Raw genomic sequence first — 21689 nt, forward strand, 5'->3', positions numbered from 1 at the left:
ACGGGGGCACATCCCGTCCTACGCGGCGCCGGGGCCGACGTCCGCCGCGGTCAGCGGAGCCCGTGCGACCGCGGACGCCGACCGCTCGTCGGCTCCGGCGTCGACACCGCCGGTGCGGGTCTGGCCGTCCATGTCGTCGGTCACGAAGGCGTGGCCGCCGGTACCGGTGTCGATCGCCGGGCTCTCCGCGCCGAGCCGGTACAGCGATCCGTCGGAGGCGAGCAGCGGGTCGACCGCCCTGACGGAGCCGGAGGGTACGGACACGCCGAGGGTCGCCGATCCGGTCGGCCACGCGATGTTCCCGGCGTAGGTCATGCCCTGGGGCTTCCTGACTTCGTTGATCAGCTTGCCCCGGCTGCCGGTGACGACGTTGTCCGCGATGACCGAGTCGACCGGTGCGAGACCGTAGTTGGCGCCGATCTCGATGTTCGACACGTTGTTCACGAAGGTGTTGTTCACGACGGTCGCCCGGTAGACACGCCAGTGCGCGCTCAGCGCGCCGGAGGTGTCCACGTCACCGCCGTCGATCTGCAGCGCGGCGTCGTAGCCGCTGCCGGTCAGACCCTCGAAGTAGTTGTTGTAGACCTTGTGGTCCTGGCCGTAGAGGCGGATTCCGCCGGTCCCCGCCTTGCCCTGGCCGAGGAAGAAGTTGCCGTAGAACTCGCCGCGGTTCCCGTGCCGCTGGGACAGCACGCCCTGGGAGGCACGGAAGGTGTTGTAGCGGACGACGTTGTCGTTGCTCTTCACCGAGACGATCTCCGGGTCACCGTCGCAGTTCTCGAACAGGTTCGACTCGACGACGGTGAATCCGCTCGACCGGGATATTCCGCTCCAGCCGACCCGGACGGCCTCCATCTCGTTGTCCGCTCGCGGGCCGATGTCGCTGAAGCGGTTGTGGTCGATGCGGTCGTGCTGTGACTGCTGGGTCTCGGAGCCGTCGATGGTGATGAAGTTCCCGAGTTGGTGCTTCTCCTCGAACAGGTTGTGATCGATCCGGTTGTGGTGGCTGTTCGCGCCCTGGACGATCACCCACTTCAGCGAGGATTCCTCGGTCAGGCGGAAGTGGTTGCGGGTCAGCCGTATGTTGTTCGAGCTGGTGATCTTCAGTGTGGCGCTGTTCGTGAACTTCAGCCCCTCGAAGGTGACGTAGGAGGAGTTCGCCACCTCCAACTGTCCGTCGTCGATCAGCGCCTTGCCGCGGTTCTCGGCGACGACGGTGACGGGCTCGGCGGCCGTTCCGTTCCTGCCGGTCATTCTGCCGATCGAGTAGGTGCCGTCCGCGAGCACGATGCGGTCCCCGGCCCGCGCGTCCGCGAACGCGCCCTTCAGCGCCTCCGAGTCGGCGACGCGGACCGTGCGGCCGGGGTCCGGCCCTCCGCCGTCTCCGCCGCCGCCGGCCCCGTAGATGTCCGTCTCGGTGATGCTGGTCCAGTCGTTGGTGGTGTTGCCGTGGCCGACGATCCGCACGTAGCGGGCCGGGGTGTCGGCGAAGTCGTACTCCTGCTGCTCACGGGTGCTGCCGCTGCTGGTCGTCCGTGCCAGGACGGTCTTCCACGACGACCCGTCCTCGGACAACTGGACATCGAAGGTGTTCTTCCTGCTGTCCCCCTGGTGCCAGGCGATCGACACCGACCCGACGGTGCGCACCGATCCCAGGTCGTAGCGGACCCACGCCCCGTCGCCCTCGGACGACCAACGGGTGCTCAGATCGTTGTCCAGCGTGTTGGCGGGCACGTTGCCGTCATCGGGACTCGCCGAGACGCCCACGACCTCGGCCGGCGAGCCGCCGCCGGGATCGGTCGGGTCCTCACCCGCCGGCTCGATGCCGTACGTCCGGACCCAGTCGACCTCCAGCACGGCCGGGCGCAGACCGCTGCCGCCGGTGAAGTTGTCGAGCTGGATGTTCAGATGTCCCGAGGGCATCGTCTGGATGTCCCCCCGGCCGGCGTCCGCGCCGCCCGACTCCCGGAACCACTCGACGCCGTCCACGTATCCGACCAACGCGTCCGGCGACCACTCGAACGCGAAGTTGTGCCACTGCGTCATGTCCACGGGGCAGAGGTCGTTGTGCTCCTTCTCGTCCGACGGGCTCTTCGGGTAGTGCAGGAAGGCGGTGAGGCACTGCGCGGCGGGGTCGGAGGTCTCGACCCAGTCGTACTCCCCGTTCTCCAGCCGGTTGCCCGCGGAGGGCCAGATCAGGTGCAGCACATGGTAGAGCCCGCCGTCCGAGCCGGTGTTCCGTGCACGCGAACGGATCTCCCACCGGCCGTACTGGGCGTCACGCTGCTGCCTGAGCCACCCCGTATCGCCGTTCGCCTCGCCGCGCATGGTGAGCAGGCCGTCGGCGACGGTGCTGTTCTTGGCGCATCGGCGGCCGTTCCCCGCGTGCCCTTCCCAGCATCCCTCGGTGCCGCCGACCTCGCCCGTGGGCACTGCCCACTTGGAGGGGTCGACCGCGCCGGTGTAGTCGAACTCGTCGGAGACGGGCAGCGGGGTGCCCCAGCCGTACCGCTCGGCGGCCTCGGTCCCGTTCCCGCCGCCCACGTCGCCGCCGTCGCCGCCGTCGCCGTGCGTGACGTCCAGGTCGTAGATCTTCACCTGGCCGTAGTTGTCGTCGCTGCACGGGTCCGAGTTGCCGCAGTTGGCCTGGGTGTAGGCGCCGGCCTTGAAGTAGGCGCCGGAGTAGTCCTTCGACAGCGTGGTCTGCAGCTCGCCGTTGTAGTAGACCTTGGTCCTGCCGTCGCTGACCTCGAACTTCGCCTGGAACCTCGTACCCAGCTCGTAGTCGTCCGTCACCAGGTGGTGATGCGATGTGTCGCCGTCGGTGATGTAGAGCCTGCTGCCTTCCAGACGGAAGACGGTGACGTCGTCATCGGCGTCGTGGATCTGCCCGGCGACGACGTACGGCCGCTCCTCGGGAACGTCCGTGATGGCCTGGTCGATCACCATCGTGTGAGTGCCGGACGTGGAGGACCAGCTCGCCTTGGTCCGGCCGGAGTCCGTCATCTCCCGCAGTTCCGAACGGGGGTTGCTGGAGCCGCTGGTGGTCACCCCGTTGACCGGGGCCCGGAACCGGACGGCCGAGCAGTCGTCGGAGGCGACGAACCAGGGGTCGTTCGCGTACGTGGCGAGTTCGGGCTGATAGACGTTGGTGGGGGACTCCTCCTCGCCCACCGGCAGCCCGACGTACCAGTTCGTCAGGTCCAGCACGTCGGCCGGGTACGCGCAGGAGCCGCCGCCATCGTCTCCGCCGCCGTCGGCCCCGTAGATGTCCGTCTCGGTGATGCTGGTCCAGTCGTTGGACGTGTTGCCGTGGCCGACGATCCGCACGTAGCGGGCGGGGGCGTCGGCGAAGTCGTGGCTCTGCTGCTCGAGCGTGCTGCCACTGCTGGCCTTCCGGTTCACGACCGTGCTCCACGACGATCCGTCCGCGGACAGTTGGACGTCGAAGGTGCTCTTCCTCCTGTCCCCCTGGTGCCAGGCGACCGACACCGACCCTACGGTCCGCACCGAGCCGAGGTCGTAGCGGATCGACACCCCGTCGCCCTCGGCGGACCAGCGGGTGCTGAGATTGTTGTCGATGGTGTTGGCGGGGACGTTGCCGTCATCGGCGCTCGCCGTGACGCTCTTGACCTCCAGCGGAGCGGGGGCGGCGGCCGACGCGACCGGGTGGAACACACCCGACACTCCGACGGCGGCCGCACCCGCCAACAGCGCGTGGAACATGCCTCTCATAGGGCCTCGCTTCGATCGACGGCCCCGGTCGGCCGAGACGGCTGCTCCGGGGCCGGACGGTTGTGGTCGATGACCGTGCGGTGGGGCACCTTGAGACGGTGCACCACATGCGGGAGTACCGTGCCAGACGGGTGACGGGACCCCTCCCGCAGTCTCCGAGGACGCACCCGGTCCCTGGATCACCGGGCGCGACCCGCCCTATGGTGACGCCATGAGTGATCACCCGGAAGCACCTGTCGCGCCCGTCGAGGCGTACGAACCCCCTTACTACGTCGCCGTCTTCAGCACGGTGCGCACCCAGGAGCAGAGCGGTTACGGCGAGACCAACGCCCGCATGGAAGAACTGGTGAAGGACATCCCCGGCTTCCTGGGGATGGACCACGCGCAGACTCCTGGCGGGCTGGGCATCACCGTCGGGTACTTCCGTGACGCCGAGGCCCTCGCCGAGTGGCGGAACGACGCCGAGCACCGCGCGGCACAGCAGCGCGGGCGGGCCGAGTGGTACCGGAGCTACACCCTGCACGTGGCGAAGGTGGAGCGGAGCCACGGGTTCACGCGCGCACAGGTCCCGCCGGGCCCGGCGGCGGGCTGACCGGCCGACGGTCCTCTTGGTACGGTGCGCCGATGCCGGAGATCAAGAAATTCCAGGTCACCTTCGACTGCGCGGAACCCGAGCGGCTCGCACGCTTCTGGTGCGAGGTGCTGGGGTACGTCGTGCCGCCGCCACCGAAGGGGTTCGACACCTGGGAGGACTACACGCGTTCGCAGCTTCCCGAGCAGCGCGGTTCGTGGTTCGCCTGCGTGGACCCCTCGGGCGTGGGCCCGCGGCTCTACTTCCAGCGCGTCCCCGAAGGGAAGCGGGTCAAGAACCGGGTGCATCTCGATGTGCGGGTCGGCACCGGACTCGTGGGCGAGGAACGCCTCGCCGTACTCGAGGCCGAATGCGCGCGACTGGTCGCGCTCGGCGCGGTACACGTGCGGACGCTGTACGACGGCAATGACGCGTGCATCCCGATGCTGGACATCGAGGGCAACGAGTTCTGCGTCGACTGAGCCTGTGGGCCGGCGTCAGCGGGCACCGCCGGGACTGCGGTGATCCCTCGACCGCCGGCCCCTGTCCGGTCTCGCTCCGGACCGTACCGGGCGGTGTTCAGAGGCCGATGGTGCCTGGTCCCGCGCCGCGCGTCACGGCGTCCTTGACGGTCCCCGGATCGTCGACCGTGTAGTCGTAGTAGTCCGCCGGGTCCTCGACGCTGCCGCCCGTGACCGGTTCGCCGGTGTCGCCGGCGAAGACGTTGTTCCGCTCGACGATGCTGCCCTCGGGCCCCGAGTAACTGTTGGTCATGGGCTCCTCGACGTCCTCGAAGTAGTTGCCCTCGATGAAGCAGCCGGAGTCCGCGTTGCAGGCCGGGCCGGTGTCGCTGTTGTCGAAGAAGTAGTTGTTGTAGATGTGCACCGGGTCGCCGAAGCGGGTGCGCGGATTGCGCTGCGGGGTGCGGTCGTACCAGTTGTGGTGGTAGGTCACCTTCAACCGGCCGGTGTCCTGGGCGGAGTTCTTGTCGGAGTGGCCCAGCAGCATGTTCTTGGCGTGGTGATGGGTGTGGTTCCAGGAGACGGTGATGTAGCTGGAGCCCCGTTTGATGTCGAGCAGCCCGTCGTATCCGGCGGACAGGTCGTTGTGGTCGATCCAGACGTGGTGCGAGAACATCTGGACGTTGATGGAGTCGTCACTGGCGTTCTTGAACGTCAGGTTGCGGACGATGACGTTGTGCACGGCGTTCGCGGGCGGTGCGGTGACGCTGTCGTTCACCGGGAGGCCGATGTTGAGGCCCCCGCCGGTGATGCCCGAGCTCGCGCCGACGCCGACGATCGTCTTGTCGGAGCTGACGTCGTACATCCCGGCGGGCAGCGTGATCATGCCGTTGACGCGGACGGTCCGGGGTCCGTCGGCCTTGACGGCGGCGATCAGGTCGGCGGCGGTGGAGACGGTCACGGTGGGTCCGCCCGCGCCACCGGTGGTGCCGTTCTGCCCCCACGCGTCGACGCTCGCGAACCCGGCGGGTGCCGGCTCCGCCAGTACGGCCGGGACGGTGGTGCCGGGGGAGGGGGTGGCGGCCGTGCCGGTCAGCGCGGCCAGTGCCGCGAGGAGGAGGGTGCTTCTGCGGTGCATCGTGTGCCTCCTGGGTCTCAGGCGATCCGGCCGACGCCGACGCCGGCCGGGACGGTGGTGGGGACGGCGGACGGGGCGTCGAGGACGTACGGGTAGAAGGTGCGCGGTTCGATCACGGTGCCCAGCGTCTGGGGTGCCCCGGAGCCGACGTAGAGGTTGTCGCGCTCGACCACCCTGCCGGGTCCGCTGTCGTCGTAGCCGGAGTAGATCGGGTGGGGGACGTTCTCGAAGTAGTTGCCCTCCACCAGCACGCCGGCGTTCTCGGTCGAGGCCACGCCGTAGAGCCGGTTGGCGCGGTAGTGGTTGTTGTAGACGTGCACCGGCTCGGCGAAGCGGACGCGCGGGTGGCGCTGATCGGTGCCGTCGAAGAAGTTGTGGTGGTACGTCACGCGCAGCTTGCCCCGGTCGGCGGTGTAGTTGTCGCTGTGGCCCAGCAGGCACGTCTTGCTGTGGTCGTGGAAGTGGTTCCAGGAGACGGTGACGAGGTCCGACTCCCGCTTGATGTCGAGCAGTCCGTCGTACCCCTGCGAGAAGTCGCAGTGGTCGATCCACACGTGGTGGGCGCGATTGGTGACGCTGACGGAGTCGTCGGAGGCGTGGGTGAAGCGGATGTTGCGGATGATGACGTTGTTGCCGGGCCTGGTGGTGGAGCCGAGTTGCAGACCACCGCCGGTGATCTCGGCGGTGGAGCCGATGCCGAGGACCGATTTGTCGGCCACCACGGTGATCATGCCGTCGATCTCGATCCGGCCGGAGACCAGCACGGTGCAGGGGGAGTTGCGGCCCACGTAGTCGGCGAGCTGGGTACCGGTGCTCACGGTCACGGTGGGTCCGGCGGCACCGCCTGTGGTGCCGGTCAGACCGTACGCGCTGACGCTCGCGAAGCCGTCGGCGCTCTGCGCCGCCATGGCGGCGAGCCGTCCGGGGCCGGTGGCGGACCAGGCGTGCGGGGCCGCGCCGACCACCGGCAGGGCGGTGGCCGCCGCGGTGGCGGCGGTGCCCGCGAGCAGGCGGCGACGGGTGATCGGGGACACTTCTGACACGAGGGCTCCTTCAGATCCGGCCGGCGCCGGCGCCGGCGGTCACGAGGGCGGGGAGGTCCGCGGGGGCGTCGAGGACGTACGGGTAGAAGGTGCGCGGTTCGATCACGGTGCCCAGCGTCTCGGGCGTCCCGCACCGCACATAGACGTTGTTCCGTTCCACCACCCTGCCGGGTCCGCTCTCGTCGTAGCCGGAGTAGATCGGGTGGGGGACGTCCTCGAAGTAGTTGCCCTCCACCAGCACGCCCGCGTCCTCGGTGGACGCCACGCCGTAGAGGGTGTTGTTCCGGTAGTAGTTGTTGTAGACGTGCACGGGTTCGCCGAAGCGGACGCGCGGGTGGCGCTGGGCCGTGCCGTCGAAGAAGTTGTGGTGGAAGCTGATCCGCAGCTTCCCCCGGTCCTGAGCGCCGTTGGCGTCCGAGTGGCCGATCAGCATGGTCTTGCTGTGGTCGTGGAAGTGGTTCCAGGACACGGTGACGCAGTCCGCGCCGCGCACGATGTCGATCAGGCCGTCCGCGCCGGCACTGAAGGTGCAGTGGTCGATCCAGATGTGGTGCGAGGACTGCTGGATGCTGAGGGCGTCGTCGTCGGCGCCGGTGAACCGCAGGTTCTGGATGATCACGTTCTGTCTGCGGTACATATCCAGGCCGCCGCCGGTGATCTCGGCGTCGGTGCCCAGCCCGACGACGGTCTTGTTCGAGCGCAGGCCCTGCTTGCTGCTGATCCGCAGAGTGCCGGCGACCTGGATGACGTAGGGCTCGTTGCGGTCGCAGTAGTCCAGGAACGTGTCGGGGTCGGTGACCGTGACCACCGGACCGCCGGCGCCCCCGGTGGTGCCGGACAGGCCCAGTGCGGGGACGCCCGCGAAGCCGTCGGCGGTCCGCGCCGCCACGGTGGCCCGACGTGCTGACGTGCGGGAGGCGGCCGGCGTACGGCCGTGCGCTCCGGTGGCCGGCAGGGCGGCGAAGGCAGCGGTGGCCGCGCTCGTGAGCAGGGCTCGGCGGCTGAGGGGAGGAAGGTCGCTCATCGTCGGCTCCGTCCCTCAGATCCTGCCGGGTCCGGCCCCGGCCGGGACGACGTCCGGGACCTCGGCCGCCCGGTGCGGGGTGTAGGCGTAGTACGTGCGCGGCTCGACGACCGGGCCCCGCGTCTCGACGGGGTGGTTGCAGTCGACGAGGACGTTGTCGCGGGCGACCAGGCGGCCGAGATCACCGCTGAAGTCCACGCGGGCCGGGTTGTTGACGCTGAAGAAGTAGTTGCCCTCCAGCACCACACCGGCGTCCATGGTGGAGGCGACGCCGTAACTGTTGTCGCGGTAGTAGTTGTTGTAGACGTGCACCGGCTCGGCGAACCGCACCCGCGGATTGCGCTGGTCGGAGGCGTCGAAGTAGTTGTGGTGGTAGGTGACGCGCAGCCGTCCGCGGTCCTGGGCGGCGTTGTCGTCGTCGTGCCCGAGCAGCAGGGTCTTGTCGTGGTCGTGGAAGCGGTTCCAGGAGACGGTGACGAAGTCCGAGCCGCGCTTGATGTCCACGGCGCCGTCGTCGCCGTTCGAGAAGTCGTTGTGGTCGATCCAGATGTGGTGCGAGAACATCTGGATGTTGATCAGGTCGTCCGTGGCCCCGTCGAAGGACAGGTTGCGGATGATGACGTTGTGCACCGCGTCGGCGGGAGGCGAGGTCACCCGGTCGCTGACCGGCAGGCCGATGCGCAGGCCTCCGCCGGTCAGTCGGGCGGTGCCGCCCAGGCCGAGGACGGTCTTGTCCGAGGCGACCGGGTGCATGCCGTCGCTGGAGCCGACGGGCAGCGTGATCGTGCCGCTGACCTGCACGGTCAGGGGTTCGGGGCGGGAGATGTAGTCGAGGAACTGCGCGGCGGTGGTCGCCGTGACCACCGCGCCGCCCGCGCCACCGGTGGTCCCGTTCTGTCCGAGTGCGCCGACGGACGCGAATCCGTCGGCGGAGGCGGAGGCGGAGGCGGGCGCGGGGGAGGAGGGGGAGACAGCCGAGGCGGGGAGGGCGCCGGCCGGCGGGGTGGTGGCGAGGACGGAGACGATCAGCGCGGCGGCGATCAGTCCGGCTCGGGACGCACGGCGTCTGAATAATCGCATGGAGGGATAGCCCTTTCTGTACCGTCATTCGGATACGCCGAAGAGGGTGCTCTTACCGGGGCTGTGCTGAGCAGATGTCGGCTCACTCGACAGCAAGCGCTTTCCTCGGAACGTAGGGGCGTTGTCTTGAGCGCGTCAACAGGGGGGTGCCCGGACGAAAACCAACGTTTTCCGCAGGAACGAACAAGTGCCTGTTGGGACGGGCGACGCCCCCCGGGCGCCGTTTCCACCGCGCCGGTCCCGGCGCCGGGCCGACGCCGAACCGTCGGCCGATCCTCTCCGGGACCCGGCTCCGGGGCCCGCCTCCGGTTCCTCGGGGTCCGATCCGGGCCTCGACGCGACGATGCCCAGCCGCCGACGCTCCGCCCGAGCATGGGCAGCCGTTCCTGCCTGTTCGGGCACCGAACGTGCCCGATGGCTTCCTGACTTGGCGTCATCGTCGCGTTTAGCGTCCGGGAGTGAGCCTCTGGACTTCTCTTGAGCCCGCCTCCGCGACCGTGGACCCGGGCGGTAGGACGACTGTGCGGCTGCGGCTGCGCAACACCGGTGACGTGGTGGACGAGTACCGCTTCGAGGTGGTCGGCCCGGCCGCGCCCTGGACCGTCGTCGAGCCGCAGTCGCTGCGGTTGTATCCGGGGACGACGGGCTCGGTGGACCTGACCTTCGCGCCGCCGCGTTCGCCGGACGCGACGGCGGGGCCGAACCCGTACGCGGTACGGATCACGCCGACGGAACACCCCGAGGCGACGACGGTCCCGGAGGGCAACCTCACCATCACGCCGTTCACCGAAGTCCGGGCGGAATTGGTGCCGCCGACGGTGAAGGGCCGTTTCCGGGGCCGTCCGAAACTGGCCGTGGACAACCTCGGCAACACCAAAGTGACCGCGTCGGTGAGCGGCAGCGACAACGGCGACCAGTTGTCGTACGACATCCGTCCCGGCAATGTGCAGATCGAACCGGGCCGGGCGGCGTTCGTACGGACCACGCTGAAGCCACGGCAGATCATCTGGTTCGGGTCGGCCGAACAGCGGCCCTACACCCTGGCGGTGCAGCGGTCGGGCGTGACGCCGCTGGGTGTGGAGGGGACGTATGTGCAGCGGGGCCTTCTGCCGCGCTGGCTGCTGGCCTTCCTCGGTGTGTTCATGGCGCTGGCGATCACCTTCCTGACGCTGTGGCTCGCCTACAAGCCCCAGGTCCGCAGTGCCGCCACCGCGCAGGCCCAGGTCGCCGACGTCAGCACCCTGCCGCCCTCGTCCGCCCCGGCGGCCACCGAGCTGCCGAAGGCCCCGTCCGCCGAAGCCTCCGTACCTCCGGCCGCCACCCGGGCACCGAGGGCGGACGGAGCCGGCGCCGGGGCGGGCGCCGGGGACGGGGGCGGGGGCGGCGGTGCCGAGCAGGAGAAGGAGAAGGAGAAGAAGGCACCGGAGAAGACCGCGGCTACCGTCGTCCAGCAACTGGCCGCGGACAACCCGGGCGAACCGCACATCTGCTACCGGGTCTACGCGGCCGGCAAGGGCTGGTCCGACGTCGCGTGCGACGGCGACACGGCGGGTGAGCCGGGCGGAGGGACGCCGCTCAGAGCCGTCAACATCGCCGTGTCCGGCTCCAAGGGCACTTCCGGTGGCGCCTACGTCCACGACCCCGCGTCGACCAACGGCGAGGGACACTTCCCCGACCCGTGGTCGAACGCCGCGGACGGCGTCGACAACTACGTCGGCAGCACGAAGGACGGAGCCCCGAACATGCTGGGCTTCACCATCAACGTCGACGCCGGCGCCGGTGCCGTCTGTCAGAACGCCTACGTCCACGACGACGCCTGGATCGGCCTGCTGTGCGACGAACCGGGGACCGGGTACGACTTCACCTACGCCGGCACCCACGACAACGAATCGTGGATCGAGGCGGTCAAGCTCACGGTGTGATCCGAGCCGCCCACCGGGCGGCGCCCCTACACCCCTGTCCTGATCTCGATCGGCTCGGGGCTCTGGAGGACCCGCAGCGAGAACCGCCACAACTGGCCCTCGCAGGCGCTCACGTAGACGACCTCATGGACGCTGTCCAGCGTGACGCCGAGCGGGGAGAAGTTGCCACCGACGTATGCCGCCCCCGCGCCGTCCAGCGCGAGGCCACCGCTGCGCCGCGCGGAGGACTCGGCCACCAGGCGCGGCTCGCCGGACGCGTGGGCGGATCTCCGTGCCGCGGGCCCGGTCACCGGCCGTCGTGCGGACGCCCCTGTCGGCGAACTCGGCCGCGCTCCGGCCCGACGCCCGCGCTCCCGGCCGGAGTCCCGTCCGGGGCGAACGGGTGGCGGAAGGTGAAGGCGTGCGGCGTGGAGCCGTGGTCGTGGAGGTGTTCCAGCCTGGAGACCCCGTCCCGCCAGGTGGGTGTCACATCGTCGGAGGCCCACCAGAACACGTAGTTGGGGTGTCCGGTCCTCTCGAACCAGTCGTGACGCCGGTTCAGCGCCTCACGGTGCCGGCCGGTGTAGACGGCGTCGAAGGCGGGACGCAGACCGGTCCAGAGCGAGAGGGTCGCGGCCAGGGCGGTGGTCTCCGCCGTACGGCCCTTGCCGTACCAGGCCGGTACGGCGAACTCTCCCCACGCGCCCCAGTCCGCCTCGAAGAGCGAGCCCCGGACACCGTCCGCCGCTTCGGCGTGCCCGAGGTAGCCGGGATGCCGGCTGATCCTCCGGTAGACGGTCTCCCCGACGGCGTAGAACTCGCGGGTGAGCGGCGCGGGATCGGAAAGGGGGGACTTCAGGACGCCGAACGTGTACAGAGCAAGCTGGGGCATGCGTCTCTCCCTGGTCGGGGTGCCTGGCGTGGACCCGGTCCGGTGGCACAGGCATGGGGACGGGTGTTGGTGCGGTGTGACCGCCTCGCGCCGCCGCGGGTGGCTCAGCTCGGACAGACCCGGGTGCGACCACCGACGGCCAGGTGAAGGTAGCTGCCGTCGCGGCCCCATGTCGAAGTTGCGTTTTTGCCGTGCAAGTGGCCTCCGGCGCCCCCGCCGTCGGCCGTGAAGAACCGGTGTGACGGGCACGCGAGGGCAGAATCTCTGCCTGTGTCGGCGCCTCCCGGTCCCTGGCGTCGCCGCTTCACGAGTGCAGAGATGGACGGAGAGCCAAACTCCGTTCAGACTCAGGAAGTGGGACCGCATGCGGTCGCGATCGGAAGAAACAGACGGCACAAGTCCGGGTGACCGCCGGGGGGTTCCCTCCCGGAGTGCGCCCGCGCCGCATCCGCTGACCTCTGCGGACCTCACATCGATCCAGCGTCTGGCAGGCCCCACGGCCGCCGCCGGCGACCAGCACGTCCACGACGCCGGGTGCGGCCACGGCGGTACCGGGGGTCCCGATCCCGCCACGCAGAGCGCGCTGCTGAACTCCGCCCTGTCCTCGCCGAGCCGGCCCCTGTCCGGGGCCTTGCGTGCCGAGGCGGACTCCTTCTACCGGAACGACTTCTCCCCGGCCCGCATCCACGACGACCCCCTCGCCCAGCGTGCGACCGAGGCGCTCGGCGCACAGGCCATGACGGTGGGAACCCACGTCTTCCTGGGCCGGGGCGCGGCCGCCGACCGGGAGGTCCTGGGCCACGAACTCGGGCACGTCGACAAGAACTTGAGAGGAGACCGGGAAACAGGCAACGACAACGGTGCCGGAGTCCGCGTCACCGCCCCCGGACAGAGTTCCGAGCGGACGGCCGCAGCCGACGGAGCCGCGTTCGCCGCGGGCGCCGATACGGCCCCCTCCCTCACCACCCGGCTCGGCGGTTCGGCACTCGGCGCCGTACAGCGGGCGACCGACCCCACCGCGGTGTCCCGGACGCTCTCCTTGCAGAGCTCGGCGGGCAACAACGCCGTCGCCCGGCTCCTGGGCTCCCGGACCGCTCCCGCCCGGCGTGCGGACGAGGGCGACAAGAAGACGCCCCGGCACTCCGCCAAGGACATCGAGTAGGACGGACGGACCCGGCCGCCGCCCGCCCGCATCGGCGGCGGGCCGGAGGAACTGACCGGCCGCGAACGAGAGGCGGTCGCCCTGGCCGCGCACGGTCTGTCCGACGAGGGGATCGCCGACCGCCTGGTCATCACCCCGGCGACTGCCAGGACCCACATCAACGGGGCCATGGCCAAGCTCCACGCCCGCGACCGCGCCCGGCTCGTGGTCCTCGCCCACGAATCCGGCCTGGTGACTCCGCGCAGCTTCTGACCCCCGCACGCGGTCCCGCGGGCAGGGCGGGCGAGTGACACCCCGGCGTGACAGCCGGAGCGGGGTGCGTGACACCCCTGGTGGTGGCAGCGGGACAGTCACTTTCGGTGATGTGCCTTCGAGGCTGCCCTCCTGTACATCGCCCTGTCGTGGCCGCCGTTCTAGGCTCCGTGGCGTCGATCGGGAGGGGTGGGGAAAGAGCGTGCACGAGTTACGCAGAGCGACGGAGCCGCGGCCGGCGCCCCGGACCGCTGCCCGGCGTGGGGCGCCGCCCACGGGCCTGGCCGCTCTTCAGCAGCAGGCGGGGAACGCGGCGGTGACCCGCTGGGTGCAGCGCAAGCCGGCCGACGCCTTGAAAGAGCACTACGCCACGAGGCCCACGGAACACCCCGAGTGGGACACCTACCAGAAGCTGACCGAGGCCGCGGGCATTCCCCAGGCCGAAGCCGACGACGCGTGGCAACTGCTGCTCGGTGGGATCGACTCACAGGGCGCGCTGAACGCCGAGGCGGCGGCGAGGACGGGCGACCGCCAGAAGCAGCGCGAGATCCGTGCGACGAACACGTGGTACCAGGAGTTCGTCAAGCTCATGACCAAGCACCTGGAGATCAAGACGCCCACCATGGCCCTGTGGGCCGGCGGCATCGAGGTCAACGACTACGCGCACGCGAAGGGCCACACACCGCTGGCGCGGACCCGGATCGGCAGCGTGCTCAACGTCCTGGAACTGCATCCGGACTGGAAGCTGACCGGGCCGATGTGGAGCATCCTGTCCAAGGCGTTCGTGTCGCTGGCCACCGGCCCGGTGCACATCTTCGTGCGGGCCTACGATCCCGACAGCATCCTCATCCGGCTGGAGGTCCCGGAGCTGCGGCTGGTCCAGCGGCTCAACCCGAACGTCCAGATGATCTGGCACCCCCTCTACACCGGTCCGGACGGGCGGACGCTGGAGATCTCCGAGGACTTCCGCCTCGTCGGCAACGCGGAGTACGACAAGCGCGACACATGCGTGCGCGTCCTCTTCCAGTACCTCAGGCTCTTCCACGACGGGAGCAACGCCAAAGCCGCCCCCGCCCACAAGAGCATGGAGCAACTGCTCGCCGCGAACGGCCACAAGGACGGCGTCTGACCCCAGCACGGGTTCGCGGGACGGCGCCCGGCACCCACCACAATTTCCCGGGCCGCATCCGGCAGGCCGACCGCATCGGCGCATCGGGCGGACGACCTACGTCGCCGAGACCGAGTTCTTCGGCAGTCCCTCATCCCCGCCTCGGCCGCGGCGGAACCGCGCCGCCTGGTCGCCTTCCAGAAGGTCACCCTCCCCGCGGGCGGCACGAAGCGGCTCGGCCTGACGATCCCGGTCCAGGACCTCACCGTCCGGAGGTCGGGAGCGACGACACTCGTCCCAGGTGGCTACACCTTCGCGACGGCACGCTCCTCCCGTGCCGTCACCGCACAGCGGACCCTCACCCTCGGCTGACTCCCCGTCGGCTTTCCGCCACGTATGTGCGTACTACACGTGACTTCCTTGCTGCCAGAAGGATGGTTCGTCCGCATGCGAAGAGGTTTCGCACCTCAAGGGGAGGGGCTTATTCCTGCCCGTGTGGATCATGACTTCGAGGGCAGCTCCGCCAACTTGTGTGTCTCCTGTGACAGGTTGTGTCTACTTCGTGACCGCTGGGGTCTGCGAGGTCTGTCTTCCCGTGGGGGGAAAACCTTGATGCGACGCACTGAAGGTGCGCACCTTTCGCGTGCCCGGAAGAAGCTGAGATCGACCGTGTGCGCGGTTGCCGCGTCCGGCGCCGTGGCCCTGACGTTGGCGGGCGCGGGCACCGCGTCCGCGGGTACGGGCCCGAGCCCCGCTCCCGCCGCCCGGCCGCTCGCCTCGGCGGAGCCCTCGGAAGCGGGCAACCCGCTGACCGCACGGGCCCAGGCCGCCGGTGTGTGCTCGGACGCCTACCAGATCGGCACGACCTCCTACGCGTACCGGGGCACGGAGACGATCGCCTCGGTCAAGCAGTTCTACTCGCCCCAGTGCGACGAGAACTACGGCTACGTATGGGTGTGGAAGTCCTTCCTGGACAAGAACATCGACTTCGACCTCCAGGTCGGCGTCTGGTCCTACGACCGTGAGGCACTCCTCGGCGCCCGCTACGAATTCGCCACGCACAACCAGGAGTTCTGGGGCAACGGCGCCGACACCGTCGACGACTGCACCTCCGGCGACGGCGCGCTGACCGTCGCCGGCGAGCAGGGCACCTACGCCGCCAGGACGTCCAAGCGCTGCTGACGGCCTGACGCCGCCGGCCTGCCCGCGCCCCGCACCGCGCCCCGCGCCGGCCGGACCCGCGCCGGCGCGGCGCCGTACTGCCGCGCCGTCCCGACGCCGCCCGGCAGCGGCGCGGGCAACGGAACGACCGCGGGTGGCAGTCGTCCACCGGCTGCCACCCGCCGGGTCCCGCTCCCGCGTCACCCTGCCCCGAGCACCCCTTTCCGATCTCCGAGGAGAGTCCCTCGTGCACTTCGTCATGCCCAAGAACCCGCGGACCGGACGCGCCAGACGTTCCGCCGCCACCGCCGTGGTCGCCGTGGCCGCGGGCTCGGCCCTGCTGGTCGCGCTGCTGCCGGCCCAGGCGCTGGCCTCGCCGGTCAGCGAACCGTCCCCGCCACCGGACGCCGCGTCACCGGTGGGCCGCACCAAGGCCCCCGCGAGCACACCCATCGGTACGGCGGGCAAGGACCGCAAGCTGGTGACGGCCGGCATCCTGCAGTCCACCTTCCAGGGCCTGGGCCTCGGCCAGGTCCCCTGGTCGGAGTTCTTCAAGGCCCCGCTGTCGGACTCGGTGGGCGCACAGCTCAACTACGGCAACGGCAACCTGCTCGTCTCCGTGAACGCCTTCGACATCGCCGACGCGGGACCGGGCCTGTCCCTGGGGCACGCCTACAACGGCCTGAACACCAGTTGGAAGGCCACGACCGGCAGCGACTACCTGATCCACGAGCCGAACACGACGTCGGTCTATGTGCAGGGCCCCTCCAGCACGATCGCCGTGTTCGAGCGGGACGGCTCCGAGTTCACCCCGGCGCCCGGCTACAAGCAGGACCTGACCGAGTCCTCGGACAAGAAGTCCTTCACCCTCACGTCGCGCAAGAACGGGCAGAAGACGACGTTCTCCCGGTCCGGCACGACCGGTGACGCCCGGGTGAGCAAGGTCGAGGACAAGAACGGCAACGCCACCACCATCACGTACTCCGGCGCCTTCACCTCGAAGATCACCGCCGCCTCCGGGCGCACCCTGACCTTCGCCAACGACGGCCAGCAGATCACCAAGGTCACCGACAACACGGGCCGGTTCGCGTCCTACACATGGTCCGGGCAGGACCTGAAGACGTTCACCGACACCGACGGCAAGACGACCGTCTTCGAGTACGACACCTCGCACCGCATGACCAGGGCGACCACCCCCGAGGGCCGCGAAACCCGCTTCACCTGGGACACCAACCGGCTGGCCTCGATCACCCGGGTGGTCGACAAGACCGCCGGCACCGGCGCCACCACCGCCTTCCGCTACATCCTGCCGCAGCCCGGCAGCGAGGCCGAGGGCGTCGTCCGCATCACCGACCCCCGCGGCAAGAACACCCAGAAGACGGTGGACTCCCGCTGGCGCGTCACCAAGACCACCGACCCCCTGGGCCGGGAACGCTCCAAGACCTGGGGGCCGGACAACAACGTCACCAGCGCCGTCGACGGCATGGGCGTGGGCACGACCCCGGGCAACACCGTGAAGTTCGAGTACGACGACGCCTTCAACCCCAAGACCGCCACCCAGCCCACCGGCGCCCAGGCCACGATGGCCTGGACCCAGAAGGCCGGCGGCCACTACCCCGAGACCCTGACCTCCGCCAGCAGCGAGAAGGTCACCAACGGGTACGACACCTCGGGCAACATGACCTCGCAGACGGACACCACGGACGGCTCCGACGGCGCCAAGTGGAGCTACGACTACAACCCCGAGTCCGGCACCATGGACTGCGGCGGACTGCCCGGCCAGCGGTGCGCGGCCACCGACCCCGAAGGCAACAAGACCTCCTTCAGCTATGACACCCGGGGCAACCTGGTCAAGGTCGACCGGCCCTCCGCGCAGGGCGACGTGACGTACACCTATGACGCCCTGGGCCGCCCCGAGACCGTCACCGACGGCCGCGGTGTCGAGACGGTCTACGCCTACGACCGGCGCGACCGGCTCAAGAGCCAGACCGGCGACGGCAGGACCGCCGCCTTCACCTACGACGCCGACGGCAACATCATCACCCGCACCACCCCCGCCGGCGTCAGCGGCTACACCTACGACGAGCAGAGCCGCGAGCGCACCCGCACCCTGCCCGCCGGCGGCGGTACCTCGGTGACCTACGACGCCGCGGGCAACGTCAAGACCGCCACCGACGCGGGCGGCACCGTCACCTACGACTACGACGACGCCAACCAGCTCACCGCCCTCACCCAGCCGGGCGGCGCCCGGACCACCTACGACTACGACAAGAACGGCGACCGCACCACCACCACGTACCCCGGCGGCACCGTGCAGACGACGGACTACGACAAGTCCAGCCGCGCCCAGAAGATCGAGGTCAAGAACGGCTCCACCGTCCTGTCCACGATCACCTACGACTACAACAAGTCCGGCAAGGACAGCGACAAGATCTACAAGCGGACCACGGACGGCGCCGCCCTCGCCTACACCTACAGCTCCCAGGGCCGCCTGACCAAGGCGGTGGAGACCAAGAACGGCTCCACCACCGCCGGCTGGGCCTACTGCTACGACAAGGCCGGCAACATCACCGGCCGCTCCACCGGCACCAGCCTGCCCGCCTGCGACAACGCCCAGTCCGTCCGGGAGTACGACAACGCCAACGAACTGACCTCCCTCGACGGCAACACGAACTTCTCCTACGACGGCGACGGCAACGAAACCTCCGCCGCCTCGCCCACCGGCACCCGCACGAACGGCCAGTGGACCCCCTTCACCCAGATGTCCGACCTGACGGCGGCCGGCACCGCGGCGCGGTACACCTACGCCGGGACGGACAACAACGACCGCCTCACCCGGGGCAGTTCGGCCTTCACCAACGCCGCGACCGGCATGACCCGGGAGAACACCACCGGTTTCGTCCGCGAACCCTCGGGCACTCTGACCGCCATGACCACCGGCGGGGCGAGCCAGTACTACCTCACCGACGTGCAGGGCAGCGTCATCGGCCTCGTCGACGCGTCGGGCAAGCGCACGGCCACCTACGGCTACGGCCCCTACGGTGAGGCCCGCACCACCACCGGCACCGACCAGCCCTACCGCTACACCAGCACCTACCTCGACCCCAGCGGCCTCTACAAGATGGGCGCCCGCTACTACGACCCCCAGCTCGGCCGCTTCACCCAGCCCGACCCGTCCGGCAAGGAGGGCAACCCCTACGCGTACGCCGCCGGTGACCCCGTCAACCACTTCGACCCGAGCGGCCTGGACTTCCTCGGGCTCGACAAGGAGGGCTGGGGCAACGCCCTGAGCATCGCGGGCACCGCGGTGGGCGTGGCGGCCATGGCACCCGTCGGCGGGCTCGGAGTGGCCGTCGGCGCGGCGGCACTGAGCACCGGCCTCGGCGTCGCCGGAGGAATCCTGGAGGGCGACTCGGCGGGCCAGGTCGCCGCCACCGGAATCCTCAGCGCGGCCAGCGGGGGAGTCGGGGTGGCCATGAAGGCCGTGGGAGCGGTCGGCAAGACCGCCACCGCCGTCGACATCGGCTACGAGGCGGGAAGCTACGTCGGTGGCGCGGCCATCGGCGGATGGGACTGGACATAGACGCTCGACGAGAGGAAGGAAGGACCGAGACGTGGAGAATCTCTACCTGGCCGCGGAGGGTGACGGCAGCTTCTGGCCGACCGGAGTGGTCACCATCGTCCTGATCGTCATCGGCTGCGCGCTGATCGGCGTCTGGCGGACCCGCAGCGCGAAGAAGCGGGACCGGTCCGGGAAGTAGCGGCGCGGACGTGCCCGCACGACAGCGGTGGGGCCCCGACTCCGACACGGAGCCGGGGCCCCACCGCCTTCGCGCGCACCGCTGCCGTCCGGGCCCTGTGCGGGGGCGGGAGCCTTCACACTTCGCCGGCCTGTTTCGTCGGACATGGGTGAGGGCGGGTGCGGACAGGGCCCCCGGGCCGTGCCGGCCCCGCCGACGACGGGTTCTCGGCAGGAAAGGCGGAGATCGATGCGTATCAGGAGCATGCTCAAGGCCGGTGGTGTCACGGCCTCGGCCCTCGCCGTCTGTGTGGCCGTGGCCACGGGCGCCCGGGCCGCCGGTTACGAGATGAAGACCGACGACGGCAACCCGGGCGGCAAGCTCTCGTTCGACAGCGACGGTGACCGGGCCGAGGTATGTGACATCCAGGCGGACGGCTGGAGTGCGGTCGCCTACGTCATCGACTCCAGCGGAAGCACCCGCTACGCGTTCCGTGCCAGCGGCAACGGCAACTGCGCCGAGCGCAGCGCCGACGACGGCGGCCGGTACAACCTCGGCGACGGCGACTACTACACCTTCCGGGTCTGTCTCGATCACGACGGTTCCGGCTCCGGTGACGACCGCTTCTGCGACTCGGCGCGGTGGCAGGCGTGAGGACCTGAACCGCGAGGCACCTCAGGGAAGCCGACGGCCCGCCGGCGGTGACAGGCGGGCGGTGGCGAGGACCCGGGCCGGGGGCTGGTGGCCCGTGCGGCCCGGGTGCGCCGGGGTGGTGGCCGGGCGGTGGGTCAGCCGCCGATGTCCGAGTCCTGGGCGGCGGTGACGATCGCCGTGGCGTCCTCGGGCAGGAGGTATCCGGCGGTGACGGAGTTCTGCGCGGCCGTGCGCACCTTGTTCACGTAGTCGGTGTGGGTGGGGTAGAGGCGGCTGAGGTCCGGTTCCGCGGTGAGCGGGAAGTTCGGGTCGGACGGGTCGCCGTCGTTGTGCCGGTCCCACGGGTCGCTGTCACCGTTCCACGGGTCGCGGGCGCCGTACAGACCGCAGAACACGCCGCTGTCGGTGGTGTCGCGCAAGCCGGTGAGGGTACGGGTGGGCACGGTGACGTCCGGCAGGCGCACACCGCCGGTGGCCAGGCCGGTGGCGGGGTCGCGCAGTACGGTGCTCAGCGGCTGACCGCTGGGCGGCCGGGCCCCGCCGCGGGCCCAGGAGGCCAGGTGGCGCAGCGCGGCGTTCATCGCCCAGTGGCCGGGGCCGTCGTTGAACGGCGCGGAACCGCCGGCGCAGTCGGCCGACGGTGCGGCCGAGCCCGCCGACTTCACCACGGTGGGCTGGCCGAGGTCGTACGCCCACTGGTCGCCGTGCGCGGTGCCGGCCAGTTCCCAGTGCACGACACTGCTGGTGTCCGGCTGCCGTGCGATCGCGGCGCCGGGCACGTCGGTCTCGGTGAGGACCACGAACGTGGGTACCGGCAGATCCGTCCTGATCCGGGACGGGTTGGGCATCAGCAGGGTGTCGGCGAGCTCACCGCTGATCGGGGCGGCGACCGCGCTGTTGCTGTGCACCATGAAGCCGTCGTAGACCTTGGACACCGGCTGGACGGCGTTGGCGTACGTCGTCATGAAGCCCGCCGACTGCGACTCGCCGTCGGCGAGCACCGTGCGCACCGGGAGCCCGCCGAGCGGATCGGGTCCGTTCGGGCTGCGCAGCGCCTGGCCCGCCTGCGAGAAGATGTCGTACGCGAAGGCGTCGCCGGGATGGACCAGGGTGCCGTACCGGGCGGGGTCCCAGCCTTTGAGGCCCTTGATGTCGCCGAGCCCGCCGTTGACGCCGACGGACTGGGCGGAGACGCCGACCCAGGCGTAGCCCTGGCGCAGCAGTTCCTCCCGCTGGAACCAGTAGTCGGGGGAGAGTTCGATCTGGCCGCTGACGTTGAGCCACTCCACGACGACCGTGCCGTTGAACTTCGCCGGGTCGGCGGGGCGGCGCACCAGCATGCGGCTCTTGTACGCGGCGGTGCCGGACGCGCGGACGTTCCAGCGGCCGTCCGAGGCCCACAGGTTGGACTTGGCGTAGGAGGTGGCGGTGCCCGAGAAGAAGTACTCGCTCTCGGTGTAGCCGAACGAGCCGAGGTCCTCGGCCGCGGCGAGGAACGGGAAGCCGCGGCTGCCGGCCGGCGGAACCGTGATCGTGGGGTTCGCGGCCGCGGCCGCGGCGGAGGAGGCGCTGGCCGGGGCGGCCAGCGGGGTGCCCAGGAGGGCGCCGCAGAGCAGCGTCCCCAGAGCGGTGGCGGTGACGGACCGCCGAGTCAACCGGGCGAATATGTGCACGGGATGCCTCCGGAAGAGGTGTGCCAGTGGGCCGACCGCAGTCTCCGCGTAACGCCAGGGGCTGCCATCGGCGAAACCACCGGTGTCCCGGCAG

At 70.3% G+C, this 21689-nt stretch carries 18 protein-coding genes and 1 pseudogene; 11 read left to right on the forward strand and 8 right to left on the reverse strand.

From position 1 onward, the window contains the following. Positions 1-18 precede the first annotated feature (18 nt). On the reverse strand, positions 19-3726 hold the full coding sequence (locus ACFY32_RS29695) for a chondroitinase-B domain-containing protein (RefSeq protein WP_390675868.1): 3708 nt from the start codon (positions 3724-3726) through the stop codon (positions 19-21). A gap of 220 nt (positions 3727-3946) precedes the next feature. On the opposite strand from ACFY32_RS29695, the gene ACFY32_RS29700 reads away from it, so the two are divergent. Continuing rightward, a complete protein-coding gene (locus tag ACFY32_RS29700) occupies positions 3947-4327 on the forward strand; it encodes an antibiotic biosynthesis monooxygenase family protein (protein WP_390675869.1) in 381 nt (126 codons plus the stop codon). Between the two features lie 32 nt (positions 4328-4359). Next, positions 4360-4788, forward strand: coding sequence for a VOC family protein (locus ACFY32_RS29705; protein ID WP_390675870.1), 429 nt, complete (start codon positions 4360-4362; stop codon positions 4786-4788). 97 nt (positions 4789-4885) lie between these two features. Here ACFY32_RS29705 and ACFY32_RS29710 read toward each other — a convergent pair whose 3' ends face one another. Genes ACFY32_RS29710 through ACFY32_RS29725 form a run of 4 tightly spaced genes read right to left on the reverse strand, consistent with a single transcriptional unit; the run spans position 4886 to position 9052 of the window. Then, entirely contained in the window at positions 4886-5905 is a 1020-nt protein-coding gene (locus ACFY32_RS29710; RefSeq protein ID WP_390675871.1) for a polysaccharide lyase family 1 protein, read from the reverse strand. A gap of 17 nt (positions 5906-5922) precedes the next feature. Next, positions 5923-6948: a polysaccharide lyase family 1 protein gene (locus tag ACFY32_RS29715; RefSeq protein ID WP_390675872.1), complete on the reverse strand. Its 1026-nt coding sequence runs from the start codon at positions 6946-6948 to the stop codon at positions 5923-5925. A 10-nt stretch (positions 6949-6958) separates the two neighbouring features. Beyond that, the gene (locus tag ACFY32_RS29720; RefSeq protein WP_390675873.1) at positions 6959-7972 is read right to left on the reverse strand and encodes a polysaccharide lyase family 1 protein; all 1014 of its coding nucleotides are present in this window, start codon (positions 7970-7972) and stop codon (positions 6959-6961) included. 15 nt (positions 7973-7987) lie between these two features. After that, positions 7988-9052 (reverse strand): polysaccharide lyase family 1 protein, encoded by a 1065-nt coding sequence (locus tag ACFY32_RS29725; protein ID WP_390675874.1) that lies wholly within the window; start codon positions 9050-9052, stop codon positions 7988-7990. Positions 9053-9510: 458 nt separating this feature from the next. Between ACFY32_RS29725 and ACFY32_RS29730 the strand changes: the two genes are divergently transcribed. Then, on the forward strand, positions 9511-10974 hold the full coding sequence (locus ACFY32_RS29730; protein WP_390675875.1) for a hydrolase: 1464 nt from the start codon (positions 9511-9513) through the stop codon (positions 10972-10974). Positions 10975-11000: 26 nt separating this feature from the next. On the opposite strand, the gene ACFY32_RS29735 is transcribed toward ACFY32_RS29730, so the two are convergent. Together ACFY32_RS29735 and ACFY32_RS29740 are read right to left on the reverse strand one after the other, a co-directional pair. Continuing rightward, on the reverse strand, positions 11001-11210 hold the full coding sequence (locus ACFY32_RS29735) for a hypothetical protein (RefSeq protein ID WP_390675876.1): 210 nt from the start codon (positions 11208-11210) through the stop codon (positions 11001-11003). A gap of 50 nt (positions 11211-11260) precedes the next feature. Next, positions 11261-11845 (reverse strand): DUF3291 domain-containing protein, encoded by a 585-nt coding sequence (locus ACFY32_RS29740; RefSeq protein ID WP_390675877.1) that lies wholly within the window; start codon positions 11843-11845, stop codon positions 11261-11263. A gap of 364 nt (positions 11846-12209) precedes the next feature. Between ACFY32_RS29740 and ACFY32_RS29745 the strand changes: the two genes are divergently transcribed. The 8 genes and pseudogenes from ACFY32_RS29745 to ACFY32_RS29780 all read left to right on the forward strand — a co-directional run bounded on the left by ACFY32_RS29745 (position 12210) and on the right by ACFY32_RS29780 (position 19922). Then, positions 12210-13007, forward strand: a complete 798-nt coding sequence (locus tag ACFY32_RS29745; RefSeq protein ID WP_390675878.1) for a DUF4157 domain-containing protein — start codon at positions 12210-12212, stop codon at positions 13005-13007. Positions 13008-13046: 39 nt separating this feature from the next. After that, positions 13047-13259, forward strand: a pseudogene (locus ACFY32_RS29750) (LuxR C-terminal-related transcriptional regulator); the annotation flags it as partial. A gap of 316 nt (positions 13260-13575) precedes the next feature. Then, positions 13576-14388, forward strand: a complete 813-nt coding sequence (locus ACFY32_RS29755; protein ID WP_390675879.1) for a hypothetical protein — start codon at positions 13576-13578, stop codon at positions 14386-14388. Between the two features lie 132 nt (positions 14389-14520). Further along, positions 14521-14739, forward strand: coding sequence for a fibronectin type III-like domain-contianing protein (locus tag ACFY32_RS29760; RefSeq protein WP_390675933.1), 219 nt, complete (start codon positions 14521-14523; stop codon positions 14737-14739). A 297-nt stretch (positions 14740-15036) separates the two neighbouring features. Continuing rightward, positions 15037-15549 (forward strand): hypothetical protein, encoded by a 513-nt coding sequence (locus ACFY32_RS29765; protein ID WP_390675880.1) that lies wholly within the window; start codon positions 15037-15039, stop codon positions 15547-15549. A gap of 226 nt (positions 15550-15775) precedes the next feature. After that, positions 15776-19111 carry an RHS repeat-associated core domain-containing protein gene (locus ACFY32_RS29770; RefSeq protein WP_390675881.1) on the forward strand — a complete coding sequence of 1112 codons (3336 nt, stop codon included), beginning with the start codon at positions 15776-15778 and terminating at the stop codon, positions 19109-19111. Positions 19112-19142: 31 nt separating this feature from the next. Continuing rightward, positions 19143-19289, forward strand: a complete 147-nt coding sequence (locus tag ACFY32_RS29775) for a hypothetical protein (protein WP_390675882.1) — start codon at positions 19143-19145, stop codon at positions 19287-19289. Between the two features lie 228 nt (positions 19290-19517). Beyond that, the gene (locus ACFY32_RS29780) at positions 19518-19922 is read left to right on the forward strand and encodes a hypothetical protein (RefSeq protein ID WP_390675883.1); all 405 of its coding nucleotides are present in this window, start codon (positions 19518-19520) and stop codon (positions 19920-19922) included. Between the two features lie 134 nt (positions 19923-20056). Here ACFY32_RS29780 and ACFY32_RS29785 read toward each other — a convergent pair whose 3' ends face one another. Continuing rightward, on the reverse strand, positions 20057-21595 hold the full coding sequence (locus tag ACFY32_RS29785) for an alpha/beta hydrolase domain-containing protein (protein ID WP_390675884.1): 1539 nt from the start codon (positions 21593-21595) through the stop codon (positions 20057-20059). Positions 21596-21689 lie beyond the last annotated feature (94 nt).

It is taken from the genome of Streptomyces sp. NPDC000134 (assembly GCF_042899225.1).
Lineage (GTDB): Bacteria > Actinomycetota > Actinomycetes > Streptomycetales > Streptomycetaceae > Streptomyces.

Bases quoted from the DNA above. Each gene is read 5' to 3' on its own strand.
- ACFY32_RS29695 (WP_390675868.1), bottom strand. From the start codon at position 3,726: ATGTTCCACGCGCTGTTGGCGGGTGCGGCCGCCGTCGGAGTGTCGGGT.
- ACFY32_RS29700 (WP_390675869.1), top strand. From the start codon at position 3,947: ATGAGTGATCACCCGGAAGCACCTGTCGCGCCCGTCGAGGCGTACGAA.
- ACFY32_RS29705 (WP_390675870.1), top strand. From the start codon at position 4,360: ATGCCGGAGATCAAGAAATTCCAGGTCACCTTCGACTGCGCGGAACCC.
- ACFY32_RS29710 (WP_390675871.1), bottom strand. From the start codon at position 5,905: ATGCACCGCAGAAGCACCCTCCTCCTCGCGGCACTGGCCGCGCTGACC.
- ACFY32_RS29720 (WP_390675873.1), bottom strand. From the start codon at position 7,972: ATGAGCGACCTTCCTCCCCTCAGCCGCCGAGCCCTGCTCACGAGCGCG.
- ACFY32_RS29725 (WP_390675874.1), bottom strand. From the start codon at position 9,052: ATGCGATTATTCAGACGCCGTGCGTCCCGAGCCGGACTGATCGCCGCC.
- ACFY32_RS29740 (WP_390675877.1), bottom strand. From the start codon at position 11,845: ATGCCCCAGCTTGCTCTGTACACGTTCGGCGTCCTGAAGTCCCCCCTT.
- ACFY32_RS29745 (WP_390675878.1), top strand. From the start codon at position 12,210: ATGCGGTCGCGATCGGAAGAAACAGACGGCACAAGTCCGGGTGACCGC.
- ACFY32_RS29780 (WP_390675883.1), top strand. From the start codon at position 19,518: ATGCGTATCAGGAGCATGCTCAAGGCCGGTGGTGTCACGGCCTCGGCC.